The organism is Spirochaetota bacterium (assembly GCA_040756435.1).
Taxonomy (GTDB): domain Bacteria; phylum Spirochaetota; class UBA4802; order UBA4802; family UB4802; genus UBA4802.
Genome location: JBFLZD010000038.1, coordinates 21,839 through 36,159, shown reverse-complemented (window position 1 = coordinate 36,159; position 14,321 = coordinate 21,839). Strand labels below are relative to the sequence as shown.

At 33.9% G+C, this 14,321-nt stretch carries 14 protein-coding genes; 10 read left to right on the top strand and 4 right to left on the bottom strand.

Annotation, left to right across the window (positions count from 1 at the left end):
- On the bottom strand, positions 1-1,070 hold a 1,070-nt coding region (locus AB1444_11300), incomplete at its 3' end, for a toxin-antitoxin system YwqK family antitoxin (GenBank protein ID MEW6527243.1).
- 186 nt (positions 1,071-1,256) lie between these two features.
- Between AB1444_11300 and flgG the strand changes: the two genes are divergently transcribed.
- From flgG to AB1444_11260, 8 genes are all read left to right on the top strand, one after another.
- Positions 1,257-2,051: a flagellar basal-body rod protein FlgG gene (flgG, locus tag AB1444_11295; protein MEW6527242.1), complete on the top strand. Its 795-nt coding sequence runs from the start codon at positions 1,257-1,259 to the stop codon at positions 2,049-2,051.
- Positions 2,051-2,575, top strand: coding sequence for a flagella basal body P-ring formation protein FlgA (locus AB1444_11290; GenBank protein ID MEW6527241.1), 525 nt, complete (start codon positions 2,051-2,053; stop codon positions 2,573-2,575). The genes flgG and AB1444_11290 overlap by 1 nt, the downstream gene beginning before the upstream one ends.
- Complete coding sequence (locus tag AB1444_11285; GenBank protein MEW6527240.1) at positions 2,572-3,198, top strand: flagellar basal body L-ring protein FlgH; 627 nt, start codon at positions 2,572-2,574, stop codon at positions 3,196-3,198. The genes AB1444_11290 and AB1444_11285 overlap by 4 nt, the downstream gene beginning before the upstream one ends.
- The gene (locus tag AB1444_11280) at positions 3,195-4,187 is read left to right on the top strand and encodes a flagellar basal body P-ring protein FlgI (protein MEW6527239.1); all 993 of its coding nucleotides are present in this window, start codon (positions 3,195-3,197) and stop codon (positions 4,185-4,187) included. Before AB1444_11285 ends, AB1444_11280 begins: the two co-directional genes overlap by 4 nt.
- A gap of 7 nt (positions 4,188-4,194) precedes the next feature.
- Positions 4,195-4,572: a rod-binding protein gene (locus tag AB1444_11275; protein ID MEW6527238.1), complete on the top strand. Its 378-nt coding sequence runs from the start codon at positions 4,195-4,197 to the stop codon at positions 4,570-4,572.
- A 91-nt stretch (positions 4,573-4,663) separates the two neighbouring features.
- A complete protein-coding gene (locus tag AB1444_11270; GenBank protein MEW6527237.1) occupies positions 4,664-5,968 on the top strand; it encodes an ABC transporter permease in 1,305 nt (434 codons plus the stop codon).
- Between the two features lie 5 nt (positions 5,969-5,973).
- Entirely contained in the window at positions 5,974-6,696 is a 723-nt protein-coding gene (locus AB1444_11265; GenBank protein MEW6527236.1) for an ABC transporter ATP-binding protein, read from the top strand.
- A 15-nt stretch (positions 6,697-6,711) separates the two neighbouring features.
- Complete coding sequence (locus AB1444_11260) at positions 6,712-8,313, top strand: MBL fold metallo-hydrolase (GenBank protein MEW6527235.1); 1,602 nt, start codon at positions 6,712-6,714, stop codon at positions 8,311-8,313.
- A 54-nt stretch (positions 8,314-8,367) separates the two neighbouring features.
- Here AB1444_11260 and AB1444_11255 read toward each other — a convergent pair whose 3' ends face one another.
- Together AB1444_11255 and AB1444_11250 are read right to left on the bottom strand one after the other, a co-directional pair.
- Entirely contained in the window at positions 8,368-9,615 is a 1,248-nt protein-coding gene (locus AB1444_11255; protein MEW6527234.1) for an acyl-CoA dehydrogenase family protein, read from the bottom strand.
- A 23-nt stretch (positions 9,616-9,638) separates the two neighbouring features.
- Positions 9,639-11,165 carry an AMP-binding protein gene (locus AB1444_11250; GenBank protein MEW6527233.1) on the bottom strand — a complete coding sequence of 509 codons (1,527 nt, stop codon included), beginning with the start codon at positions 11,163-11,165 and terminating at the stop codon, positions 9,639-9,641.
- Positions 11,166-11,374: 209 nt separating this feature from the next.
- On the opposite strand from AB1444_11250, the gene AB1444_11245 reads away from it, so the two are divergent.
- Positions 11,375-11,722, top strand: coding sequence for a helix-turn-helix transcriptional regulator (locus AB1444_11245; protein ID MEW6527232.1), 348 nt, complete (start codon positions 11,375-11,377; stop codon positions 11,720-11,722).
- Entirely contained in the window at positions 11,715-12,836 is a 1,122-nt protein-coding gene (locus tag AB1444_11240) for an acyl-CoA dehydrogenase (GenBank protein MEW6527231.1), read from the top strand. The genes AB1444_11245 and AB1444_11240 overlap by 8 nt, the downstream gene beginning before the upstream one ends.
- A gap of 18 nt (positions 12,837-12,854) precedes the next feature.
- Here AB1444_11240 and AB1444_11235 read toward each other — a convergent pair whose 3' ends face one another.
- Complete coding sequence (locus tag AB1444_11235; GenBank protein MEW6527230.1) at positions 12,855-14,036, bottom strand: CapA family protein; 1,182 nt, start codon at positions 14,034-14,036, stop codon at positions 12,855-12,857.
- Positions 14,037-14,321: the final 285 nt, after the last annotated feature.

The following is a 14,321-nucleotide window of genomic DNA, read 5'->3' as shown; positions in this document are numbered from 1 at the left end:
TTAGGAGTTTCCCATTTCCCTGTCCAGGTATATGTTATCTTTTCTTGTGGATTATCATTAGGTACGGATGAGGATGACATTTCCCCGGCTGGTTTTCCATCTTTCAATACCGTATATATACCTTTAGGAATTCCTGTTAATTGGCCATAACCAATGAGTTGGCCTTTTTCATCATATAACTTTGCATTTTCATTGGTATTATCAATCATTCCACCCTGTAAAGGAAGTTCCATTATTTTAATTCTCTGCACTCGTGATGGATACATGTAGAAATTCCACAACCCAATTTCTTTGCCATCTTTATATTTTCCTTCCTTTTGTAACAACCCTTCTTTTGAATTGAATTTCCAGTCTCCTTCAGGCTTATCCATTATAAAACTTCCTGTAGCCGAAATCTGCCCATTATCAAAGTAAAATTTAAAATTACCGTTTTTCTTGTTTTCTTTATAGGTGCCTTCTTCTAATTTTTTCCCATTTTCATACCACTTGTTACACTGCCCATCTAATTGACCTGCTTTATACCATGCTATAATTTTGGGATTTCCATTTTCATAATACTCCTGACTTCTCCCTGTTTGCTCTCCATTGGTAAATTGTTCTTCTTTCCAGATTCTTCCTGATTGATAATACCATGTTTTTATTCCTTCAATACTTCCAACCTTCATGGTAAATCCACTTTCAGTTTTTTCCTTTACTACATAAGTAGCTTTCCACATAACAGGTCCTTCGGGATAATATGCTATCCATTCACCGGTTTTCTGGTCCTGGTCAAAGTTACCTTCTAAGCTTTTTGCTCCATTTTTATGGTAATATGTCCAGAAACCCTGTTGTTTATCATCAACATACTGTCCTTCAGCTAATTTTTCACCAGTTCCTTTATGATATAAAATCCATTTACCAGTTTTCACGCCATTGGTAAAATTTCCTTCCCCTTTTAAGGATTTATCATCCCAGTAAATTTTTCCGGGGCCATTTTTGGTTGTGCTGGTTTGCCCTTTCTTATCAGTGCTAGTACATGCGGTAAATACCAATGCAATAGCAAGTAATACAAATACACTTTTAAACTTCATAATTTTCTCCTTTTTTTATTTTTATAATGTGTATTATCTATGCAATTAAAGTTACAAATAATTATCTATATATTCTACGCATGTATCCTTTTATATTTCATTTGTCAATCATTTATGTCAAGCAATATGATAAATATGTCGAAAAATACATAAAAGAACAATATTTTACTACTATGAGGTGTTACTATGATGCGTTCATTGTGGACTGCTGCATCAGGGATGATAGGACAGCAATTTAATATAGATACGATATCTAACAATTTATCCAACGTTAATACAACAGGTTTTAAAAAGCTACGGGCTGAATTTGAAGATTTAATCTATCAAACAGTCCTTATGGCCGGTACACCTGCTACTGAAATAAGCGAAGTGCCCACCGGAATACAGGTTGGGCATGGTGTAAAGGTGGCAGCAACTCAGAAACTTTTTGATCAGGGAAGTTTACAGGCAACCGGTAACAAGCTTGATATTGCCTTGGAAGGTGATGGTTTTTTCAAAGTACAGCTTTATGATGGTACTATTGCATATACCCGTGATGGATCATTTAAAGTTGATTCAAACAGGCACATAGTTACTTCAAACGGCTATTTACTGGAACCACCAATAGTGTTGCCTGAAAATTTTATTATGGATTCACTTTCTATCAGTCAGGACGGCAGAATTACGGTTAAAGTCGTTGGCGATGATGAACCAATTGAAGTTGGACAGCTTGAAATTGCTCGTTTTGTTAACCCGGCAGGTTTACAGAATATTGGTGGTAATTTATACAAAACAACACCTGCATCTGGAGAAGAAATAGCAGGGCCTCCGGGAATTGACGGCATGGCACGCACGCATCAGGGATTTCTGGAAATGTCTAATGTTAAAGTGGTTGAGGAAATGGTAAACATGATTGTTGCTCAGCGTGCGTATGAAATCAATTCTAAAGCAATCCAGACATCTGATTCTATGTTAGGAACTGCTATTGGATTGAAGCGATAATGAATAGAGTACTTTTAGCTATAATCATTTCTACGTTATTTCATTCATTGCTGTATGCAGATTTGGCTGTATATTTAAAGTCAAATACTGCACCAAAAAATAATCTTTTGGTTGCTGATATTGCTCAGATTGATGGCGATGAAGCTGATTTAGTGAAGAAAATAATTATACCTGAAGCTGCTTTAGAAGATGGGTACATTACCAAAAATGAAGTTTATCAATTGTTGAAAGGTGTTGTTACAGGGCTTCTGGTTGTTCACGGTAGTGCAGTAAAACTTGTTGTGCCAGAGAGTATATCTACTTCTAATAGCTCATTACAGGAACTATCGCCCATACAAAATGAATTAATAATTGCTAAAGGTGATCTTGTTACTGTTAAGTTAATTAAAAAATCTATTGTCATTGAGTTGATTGGCAAAGCATTGCAAAGTGGCAAAACTGGTGATGAAATTAAAATTTCATTACAAAGTGGCAAAACTATCACAGGAAAAATTGTCAATAATGGTGTAGAGTGTTACTTATGAAAAAATTTTTATTGGCGATAGTTTTTTTAATAATACCTGCTGTTTATGCAGATACTATCTGGAAAGATAAAAATATCTATACTGCTCAGGATACAATCAAAGTTGGCGATATTTTTACTGTTGCTATTACTGATATTTCGCAGATGCGTTTTACTCTGACACTTGCCAATAATGATGCATTCACAGTAACCTCAACACCCGATGGCAATATTACACCATTTTTACCAGCAGTAAATGCAAATAAAAAAGCTACAAAAAATAACAACACCAATCTTCAGCATCGTGGGAATATAGCTTTGCATATTGCAGCAACTGTGCAGCAGCGTCTTGAAAATGGTAATTTCAGAATTGCAGGTTCAAAAACATTTTCATTCAGTGGTGTTACTACAGTATTTACTGTTAGTGGTATTGTTAATCCTGCTGCAATAAAAGGTGGTACTATTAATTCCAGTGATATAGCTAATTTAGTATTACAGATACAAGGTGTAAAAGAAGGCGTGCAAATTATACGACCACCATTGAAAGAAGGTGAAACCACTTCGCCAGCATTAACCGAACAGGAAAAGCAGCAGATTATTATTCAATATTTGCAAAGGATTTTGGGTGAGTTGACACAGCAATGATGAATACAGTATATAAAATAATTATCTGTACAATTATATTAATATTTTTTACTACACAATCTTTTGCAGAAGTCCCTGTAAAAATCAAAGACCTTGTTGCCATTGATGGATTAAAAGAAAATCAGGTGTATGGCTATGGCCTTGTTATTGGTTTACAGGGTACTGGTGATAGCAAAGTTAAATTGTCACAGAGTTCATTGTCTAATGTATTGAAAAACTTAGGGCTTAATGATGAAAATATTAATTCTAAAAATATTGCAGCTGTCCTTGTTACTGCAACTTTGCCACCGTATGTCAGGCTTGGTGACAGAATTGATGTTACTGTTTCATCCATTGGCGATGCAAAATCACTTGAAAATGGAGTTCTATTGCAATCAGCATTAAAAGGTGCTGATGATACTACGTATGTTGTTGCACAGGGTGTTATTTCAATTGCTGGTGACAAGCGTAAAGGGGCAACCATAGGCAGGATAGTGTCTGGTGGCATAGTTGAAAAAGAAATTTTGCCTGATATTGTTAAAGATGGGAACATTAAATTTTCACTTCTAAATTTTGATTTTTCAGTAGCAAAAGAAATAAAAAATGCTATTGAAAAGAAATATCCCGATTCAAAGCCCATAATAGATAAAGGTTTTATTCAATGCACACTGCCACAAAATGTTACAGTCACAGATTTCATAGCCGATATTGAAAACATAGAGATAGTACCTGTATATAGTGCACGAGTAGTAATCAATGAACGAAATGGTACCATAGTGATGGGTGGAGATATTCGTGTTTCACAGGCAGTGATAAGCAAGCAAGGGGTTACAATAACTATTGAAGAAACACGTAAAAAAGGCAGTATGTATTTATTAAAAGATGCTGCTACTGTCAAAGATTTAGTTGATTCATTAAATTACATTGGTATGAGTACTCAAGATATTATCGTAATTTTAAAAGCAATGAAGCAGGCAGGATGTCTTCATGCAGAATTGATTGTTCAGTGAGGTTAGTATGGATACAACCATTAAAAATATAATCGAAAGCCAGAAAACCATACAATCTATAAATAAGCAAAAAGATATAGAACAGAAAATACACAATAACTCCACAGAATTCAAATCCTTGCTGGATAACGCAATAGCTAAAAACAACGATAAACCAGTTGATAAAAAGCTTATGGATGTTTGTATTGAAATGGAATCATTATTTGTATATCAGATGCTTAAAGAAATGCGTAAAACAGTTCATAAAGAAAATGATTTATTGTATGGTGGAATGGCGCAAGAAATATTTGAGGATATGCTTTACAATGAATATGCCCTCCAGATGTCAAAAACTGCAAATTTTGGTCTGGCCAAAACACTGTATGAACAGTTAAGCCAGAAGTAATCTATAAATATATAGTAAATTCCACTATAACTAATTGACAAATTACAATTATCAATTACATTCGTTTAAACTTTTTATACAAGGGTTATCTATGCATTTATTTGAGCTTTTTATTGGCTGGCGATATCTCAAAGCAAAAAAATCCCAGGGATTTATTTCATTCAATACATTCCTTTCTATATTTATTGTTGCTATCGGCGTTTTTGTCCTTATTGTTGTGATGTCCGTCATGACAGGTTTCCAGAGTCAAATACGAGATAAAATTTTAGATGTTGACGCACATATTACTATAAGCCGTTACTATGCTGATACTGATAGTGAAGGAATAGCCAATTACAGGGAACTATCGGACAAGATAAAAAATGTTAAACAAATTAAAACAATTATGCCATTTATTCAGGGTCAGGGTCTTGTCCGTGTAAAATCGTATATATTCCCTGTTGCAATTCGCGGTTACGGCAATCCTGGTGAAGTCCCCAAAGATATAACAAAATTTATTACCGCAGGCGATACGGAATTCAAGAGCGCTTCTTCAATAGCAATTGGGGAAGAGATGGCTTTCAATTACAATCTCAGGCTTGGCGATTACATAGAAGTAATTGTCCCCAAAGGGCGTTTGACTGCGCGGGAGGGGATCACTCCGGGAATTGGCAAATACAGAATTACAGCTTTTTTTAAGACGGGGTATTATGACTTTGATACTAAACTCATTATCATGACGTTACCGCAAACACAAATTTTATTTGGTATTGGCAACATTATCAGTGGGTTGGGGTTAAAACTTTATGATGTGTACGATATGGATAGGGTTTCTTCAATGATCCAGAGTATTATTGGATATGACTATCAGGTTATTACTGCAGAGCAGCAAAATCAGAATTTGTTTTATGCGTTGAAATTAGAAAAGCTTATTATGACTATTATTCTTTTTTTAGTTATTATCTCGGCTTCATTTACCATTATGGGTACTCTTGTCATGGTGGTTATGGAAAAGCGAAAAGCTATTGGAATTTTAAAAGCAATGGGCGCGCAGCCGTATTCAATAATGATCATCTTTATTCTTGAGGGTTTTTTTATTGGGCTTATTGGTGCCATCATTGGAGTTATTACAGGACTTGCAACAGCAATAAATTTAGAGGCTATTATTCACTGGGTTGAACGTGTTATAAATAGCATAATGTCCTGGATATATATAACATTTGATTTAGGTGTATTTTATCCTGTGTCACTGGTGCCAAAAAATGTCTATTACATTGATTCGCTGCCAACGCAGATTCAACCCGAGTTTGTCATGCTTGTTGCCATACTGGCCATTTTTATTGCCACAGTTGCTGCTATTTTACCTTCATGGCATGCATCAAGACTTCACCCTGTTGAATCAATACGGTATGAATAAATTATATGGATTATAGTATGACCCGTAGCATCAATTCAGATAACACTATCATAAAAACTGAAAATCTATTTAAACAATATGGATATGGTACAAATTCCATAACAGTACTTAAAAATATCACCTTTAGTATTAATAAAGGTGAGATAGTTTCTGTTATGGGACCTTCAGGTGCAGGCAAATCCACATTGTTGCATATTATTGGTTGCCTTGACACATTCCAGGGTGGCAGTGTTCAGATATTGCATCAGGATATTTCCCCATTTTCATATGATGAATTATCCAGCTTCAGAAATCAGCATATTGGTTTTATATTTCAGATGCATAATCTTATGCCTGAGTTTACAGCATTGGAAAACGCCATGATGCCTTTGTTGATTAAACGCCAATCATATACAAAAGCAAAACAGAAAGCATTTGAACTCTTAGAGCATTTTGGTGTGTCCGATAGGGCCAGCCATAAACCTGCCGAATTATCCGGTGGTGAATGCCAGCGTATTGCTGTAGCACGTGCGCTGATAACCGAACCTGATATCATATTAGCTGATGAACCAACTGGCAACCTTGATAGAAAAAATTCTGATATATTAATTGAACTTCTTTTTAAGAACTGTGCAGAGAAGGGTTCTACAGTTGTTATTGTAACTCATGATCACTATATTGCTTCCAAAACTCAAAGGGTAATTACACTCATTGATGGTACAATACAAACTGATGTTATTAATTATTAATGTAAGGATGTACGTATGAAAATTGAATTTGTTGGCGGAGCACGAACAGTAACAGGTTCATCGTTTATTGTTAAAAATAACAATTTTACTGTAATGGTGGATTGTGGAATGTTTCAGGGAACAAGGGAACTGCGTGAACGGAATTATCTCAATCTTATTTATGCACCACCACAAATTGATTGTTTGCTTTTAACACACGCACATATTGATCATAGCGGTCTCATTCCAAAATTAGTTAAAGAAGGCTTTACAAAACCAATCTATGCAACTAAAGCTACCTGTGAATTAGCAACCATAATGCTTCCCGATAGTGCCCATATTCAGGAACAGGATGCTGAGATTATAAATAAAAAAAGAAAAAAAATTGGTCGTGAATTCATACATCCCATTTATACTTCTGAAGATGCAGAACGATGTTTGCAATATTTTAATCCTGTAAATTACCATGAAACAATATCAGTTCACCCTCAGATTAAGGCGCACTTTTATGATGCGGGGCATATACTGGGTTCCTCATTTATTGAAATGCGTGTACAGGAAAACAATAAAGAACAGGTCATTATTTTTTCAGGTGATATTGGACAAAAAAATCAGGCAATAATACAAGATCCTGAATTACCAGAATATGCTGATATTCTCCTTATTGAATCAACATACGGTGACAGATTACATAAAAGTAAAGAAGATACATATAATGAATTAAAACACGTAATACTTGATTCATACAATAAAAAAGGCAACATTATCATTCCGGCATTTGCCATAGAACGAACACAGGAAATACTGTATACTATAGCGCAGCTGGTGAAAAAAGGTGAGATACCGCCAATACCAGTATATTTAGATTCACCACTTGCTACATCAGCTACTGAGATTTTTATGAATAATCAGGATTGCTTTGATGAAGCTATGCTTAAACTCCTTAAATCAGGTGATAGTCCTCTTGATTTTCCCAATCTTCATTTTGTACAGACAGTTGAAGAATCAAAATGGTTAAATACCAATGCCAAAGGAGCAATAATCATCGCAGCCAGTGGCATGTGTACTGCAGGCAGAATTAAACATCATCTTTTAAATAATCTTTATAAACCGGAATCTTCCGTGGTATTTGTTGGTTATCAGGCTGAAGGTACATTGGGCCGGCGTATAATTGATGGTGCCAAGCTTGTAAAAATTTATGGCGAAAATGTTGCCGTCAGAGCAAAGATATATACCATTGGCGGATTTTCCGCACATGCCGATAAAGAAGGTTTACTTGAATGGATGAGCTATATTAAAAATCCAAATCTTAAAGTTTTTGTGATACATGGTGAAGAAAAAGCATCAACAGCATTTGCTGATGAAATTCAAAACCGCTTTGGATACTCCGTTTATGTGCCTCACTGGGGGGAAATAATTGACCTGGATACTATGAAATCTGAATATGCACAATACAGTCCCATTGAAAAAACCGACAATATTGAATCTGAAATTGAAAGAATTTCACAGCTTCTTTCTACTATAAAAATACGGTATCAGAAAGCTAAGGAAGAGGGTAGAAGAATTAACTGGGCACAAGTAGAAAATGATATTTCGGACGTAGGAGAACTTATTACAATGATAAATGATGAGCTGTAATACTATATGTGTACACTGCCAATAAACAACTTTGGCAGTGTACATTCAATGATTTTATTCATATACTTTTTCTTCAACCTGATCAGCACCTGGGGCATCCTGCTCAACATCGCGGATATTTTCTTTTGAAATAACTTTGAAGTACTCCTTATACCATTCATTCTGAATAATAAGATCCATAATTTCATTAGTACCAACCCATATCATAGAAAGCCTGATATCACGCACAATCCTTTCAATTGGATAAACATTGGTATATCCAATGCCGCCCATAACCTGCATGCAATTATTAGCAATGGTCCATGCTGATTCAGTTACAAACTTTTTAGATTCGGATACCATGCGTCTGATTCTTCCTGGATGAACTTTGCCGGAATCAATAGCTAGAGCTGTACTATATACCAGTGAGCGTATTGCATCAAGTAACATCACGCTATCGGCTACTTTAAATCCTACTGCTTCAAAATTAGCTATGGGCTGTCCAAATGCTTTACGCATTGATGTATAGCGTGTAGCTATCTCAATTGCAGGGCGCACACTACCTATTGTCATTGCAGCAGTGCCCAACCGTTCAGGAATCATATTCTTTACAAAAACTTCAAAGCCGCCATTGATGCCATTTAACGCATATCGCTCTGGCACTCTAACTTCATTTAAAATTAAACGTCCAGCTCCTCCACCACGTACTCCCATCAGTCCATATATATATTTTGTCTCAACGCCTTTTGTTCTTGGCACCATAAAACATGTAAGCCGTTCATGAGGATTGCCATTGGGATTTGTTACAGCATATACCATAAACCAGTCAGCACCTTCAGCACCAACAATAAATCGCTTTTGACCTGTAATGATCCAATCACCGCCATCTTTTTTAGCGATAGTTGTTGCACCAAAAAAGTCAGACCCGCCACGCGGTTCAGTCAAACATTCCGCTGCATACACATCACCTTTGAGTAAGGGTACAACCACTTCCTGTTTCAATTCCTCATTTCCAAACTCTACTATCGCCTCACAAACAATATCAGCACCAACACCCCACAAGCACGCCAGTGAATAGCTGGCAACACCAATTTCTTCAGCCACTATACAATCATCCACCCATTTAAGACCTCTACCACCATACTTTTTTGGCAACCGTATTCCTAAAAGATTTCTTTTACCCGCTTCTTGTAAGAATTCTTTAGGGAAATGGATCTTTTCCGCATCCATATCAAGAATCATTTCCCTTGGTACCCACTTAACAAAATCTCGCGCCTCATTTCGTAATTTCAGCTGTTCATCAGTCATGATATAGTCAAACATATAAATCCTCCAGAAATTTATAATTATTTACTTTCTTTATAATCCTTATATTGTTCTCTCAGTTTATACTTCATAACTTTACCACTTGGTGTGTACGGCAAACTATCTACAAAGATAAATTGTCGAGGAATTTTATACTTTGCAAGTTTGTCACTTAAATATTCTATAATAGATTCTTTTGTGATATTACTATCCTGTGCTTTCATTATAAATGCTGCTACAGTTTCTCCCCAGTCAGGATGGGGTAAACCTATAACTGCTACACCTGTAATCCCTGGCATTGTTATAATAACGTCTTCTACTTCTTTTGAATAAACATTTTCACCACCGGTAACTATCATATCTTTTATTCTATCAACTATAAATAGATATCCATCATCATCTATACGTGCAACATCGCCAGTTTTATACCAATCATCTTCAAATGCTTCTTTGCTAGCTTCGGGATTTTTATAATATCCTTTCATCATACTATCAGCACGTAACCATATTTCACCAGTTTCACCATACTTAGCATCTTTTCCGTCTGTTGTCACTATTCGTAAATCACATCCAGGCAAACCTGTTTTGCCTATGGAACCGGCTTTTTTAAGCTGTTCTTTAGGTAATAAAACTGTTCCGGTTGGACCAGATTCAGTCATTCCATATACCTGATAAAAGTTATTCGTTTTATATTTTTCAATAAGCATTTTTGCTACATCTGAACTTATTGGGCCACCACCATAAATCCATGCTCTCATTGTTGTTAAATCAAATGAATCAAAATTTGGAATCATTTGCACTGGCATTGTATATGAAACAGGGGCACCAAAGTATATAGTACATTTTTCATTTTGTATTGCCTGAAGAAAATGCAGTGGATGATATTCACGCAATAATACTGTAGTTCCACCAATAAATAGTATTCCTGAAAACCAATTGTTCAATGGAGATGAATGCCATATGGGCATAGCCATTAATAATACATCATCACCATCCATTTTTGTTGCTATAACAGCTGTGATACCAGCCATAACAACATTACGATGTGTGTGAAGGCAGCCTTTTGGTTTTCCTGTAGTTCCAGAGGTATACAGAATTTCAGCAAAATCTTCATCGTTGACTTTTGCATGTTTTGGTTGTTTTTGAGATTTCAAGTTATTACTAAATAATTCATATCCACTTACTTCCGTGTCTAATGCCATTTTTTTAACTTTTTTTAATGTTATTTTGTCAGCAACACTAGATAGAGAACCATCAAATAAAAATAATTTTGCTTCACTATGGTCAAGAATATATTCCGTCTCAGGAGCCATGAGTTTATGGTTTATAGGTACTACAGTAGCACCTGCAAACCAACTGCCAAATAATGATATAACAAAATCAGGTGTATTTTGGCTCATAATTGCAATTTTATCACCTTTTTCTATACCTAAAGATTGAAAAAGTGATGCAGCTTGTAATGACAATTCTAGAACATTTCTATAAGTATACTTTTTGCCATTATACCTTAAGCAGTCTTTGTCAGGATGTTTCCGCGAATTACTTTCTAATACTTTTGTTAAATTCATTACAAACCTCCAAATATAACATTTTGTTATATTTACTGTTATATTTGTTATATTTGTCAATATTAATTTTTAAATTTATACCAATTTAATATTTAACATATGTATTGCATATTTCAGAATAAATATGTATTGCATTTTTATTGATTTTATTTATCATACACACACTTTTATACATTAAATCAAATTATAATCATTATTTATATACTTATATGGCTTTAAAAGAGATTGGTAGAAAAATACAAATAGCCCGTGAAGAGAAGGGCATTACTCAGCTGGAACTGGCTAAAGCGATAGGTATTACTCAGGCTGCATTATCCAATTATGAATTAGGCAAGCGAAGAGTATATTTTCATCTGATTGAATTAATAGCTGAACATCTTGAAAAACCTATTTCATACTTTCTTGATGATGAACCATTATTAGAAGATTATGAAAATATAATTGATGATGAAATGTTAAATTCACTTACCAATAAAATTAAACAACTAAACAGGCAGGAATTTTCAGAATTAGACCAATTTATTGATTTTCTTCTCTGGAGAAAACACAATGAGTAATATATTGTTACCCAAAAATCTTAATCAATCTTTACAAGAATGTGTACAATTGCTTGATTCACAATCACCTTTTATAAATGATTTACCACCTATAGAACGTGCCTTGGCATATTATTCAATATATTATAAACATAAATTACATATTTTATTATTACATGAAGAATATGGTGGTCTATCTGCGTCATTTAGCCATGCTGGTGCTATTTTTGAAACTCTTGCATATAATTATTATAATACTTTACCTACATTACTAACGACTATACATTGCTTTGAACTTATAAAGTCGTTTGCAGATAATAATAAAAAGAAATACCTAATGAATGCAGTTAGCAATACACAAAAGCCACTGGCTTTTTGTTTAACTGAAGAACAGGCAGGTTCTGATATAACATCCATTCAAACTACGGCAATAAAAAAAGATAATAAATTCTTAATTAATGGAAAGAAAGTTATTGTTATTAACAGTGGTATAGCCTCTTACTATCTTGTGATAGCTCAAAGCAGTAAAAAGGGCAGGGCAGGGTTGAATGCTTTTCTTATTCCTGAAACTGCAGATGGCATATTATTTGAAAAACTTGAAGTATCTTCATTTTTACATAGTGTTATAGGATCAATTACGTTTAATAATGTTACAATTGATACACAATACCAGATTGGTGAAGAGGGCAGTGGTTATTTTTTACTAACTGAAATGCTTGATAAAGGAAGACCATTAGTGGCAGCATGTTGTGTTGGTGCAGCTCAACATGCACTGGATATTATTATAAACCATGTAAAAACAAGAAAGCAATTTTCCAGGTATCTATTTGATTTCCAGGGAATAAGTTTCTCTGTTGCTGAATTTGAAACACGATTGCATGCAGCACGTTTATTATATAGGGATGCATGTGAAAAAATAGATAATAACGAGCCATTCACCAAAGAAGCATCAATGGCAAAATACTATGCCAGTAGATTATTTCTTGATATCACTAATTTTGGGATGGATGCGTTAGGTTACAGATCAATTATTGATACAAGTGAAATGAAGCAATTAAACGATTTTGCAAAAACTATGATGTTTATTGATGGAACTGAAAATGTACAAAAGATGATCATTGCATCTTTACTATAAAATACTTGAAATACTTATTTAATCAGAATAAATTATATTTTCATATTGGCCATATAAAAACAAATGTTTCTTTATTTCTTGAATTCTATTATGTAACCTTTTAATTTCTTCGCTATTACTATTATTTTCTTCCTGCTTTTTACGAATATATTGTTTTAGAGCAATGGGTTGTATTCTTCTACCATATTTATATTTTGATTCTATGTCAGGAACATTATGAATCATAATGGGAATAATATTGAATTTACTATATATTTCACCTTCGTCTTTTTCCAATAGTAAACTAACAATTAAACCTTCACGGGTGCTGCATTCAACGCCACTTTTTGGATCATTATGTGTTGATGATTGGTTTGCTATAAAATTTCCTAAGCTATAAAATACTGTACATATACGCCCATCTAACGATGTAAATTGTTCAACAGGCTGTATGACATGGGGATGATGCCCAATAACACAATCAACACCTGCATTGCAATATGTTTTGATCATATCCATATCTTTTTTTGATGGCTGAGTACTGTACTCATTTCCTATATGTGCAATCATCACAAGAAAATCACATCTATTTTTTATTTCAGCAATATCATGTAATACTTTTTTAGTATCATAAAAGTTATTAATATGAATGTTATTTTTATATTTTTTCGATAGTTCATAATTTAAAACTCCAGTGTAAGCAATAATACCAACTTTAATTTCGTCATTACCAACAATAATTCCATTTACTGTTGTATTATTTTTACCCACACCAATATACTGAATATACTTTGACTCCAATATCTGGATAGTGCTGAGTAATCCTTCATATCCCTGATCCAGTATATGATTATTTGCAATACTAACTATATTGATATTAATATTTTTGAATGCATCTAAAACATACGGTGGACAATTGAATATAAATGCTTTACTTGTATACGGTGGAGCTACTGGAAATTCCATATTTGCAACCACATAATCTGATGATGCAAACTCTTGTTTTATATGTTCAAAGAGTATATCAAAACCACCATTGTTTATAGATTTGGCAGTTTTTGGATCATTTATATTATTTCTAAAAGCAAATGATTTTACAGGACCATGCATAATGACATCGCCAATAAATGAGATAGTTATTGCATCATGTATCTTTGAATGTATTTTAGAACAATAACTAATGGCTATTGCTAGAATTAATATACAACATATCTTTTTCACAGTAAAAACCTATAATGTAATCATATTAATAAATATGTATCTTACAACCTAAGAAGAGATACATTATAACATTCAGCCATATAGAGTAATAAAAATAATTTTGTCTATAAACATTTTTTTACATTACGGTATACTTATGCTGAATCTTTTTGGGGTTATCTGTAATATAACCATAAATAAGCTACAAATAATAAATAATTGTTAAACGTAAGGATTCATTTAAAAACATCTATATTTCATATATTACTTCCGATAAGATATATTATGTCACATTAGTAAAATATA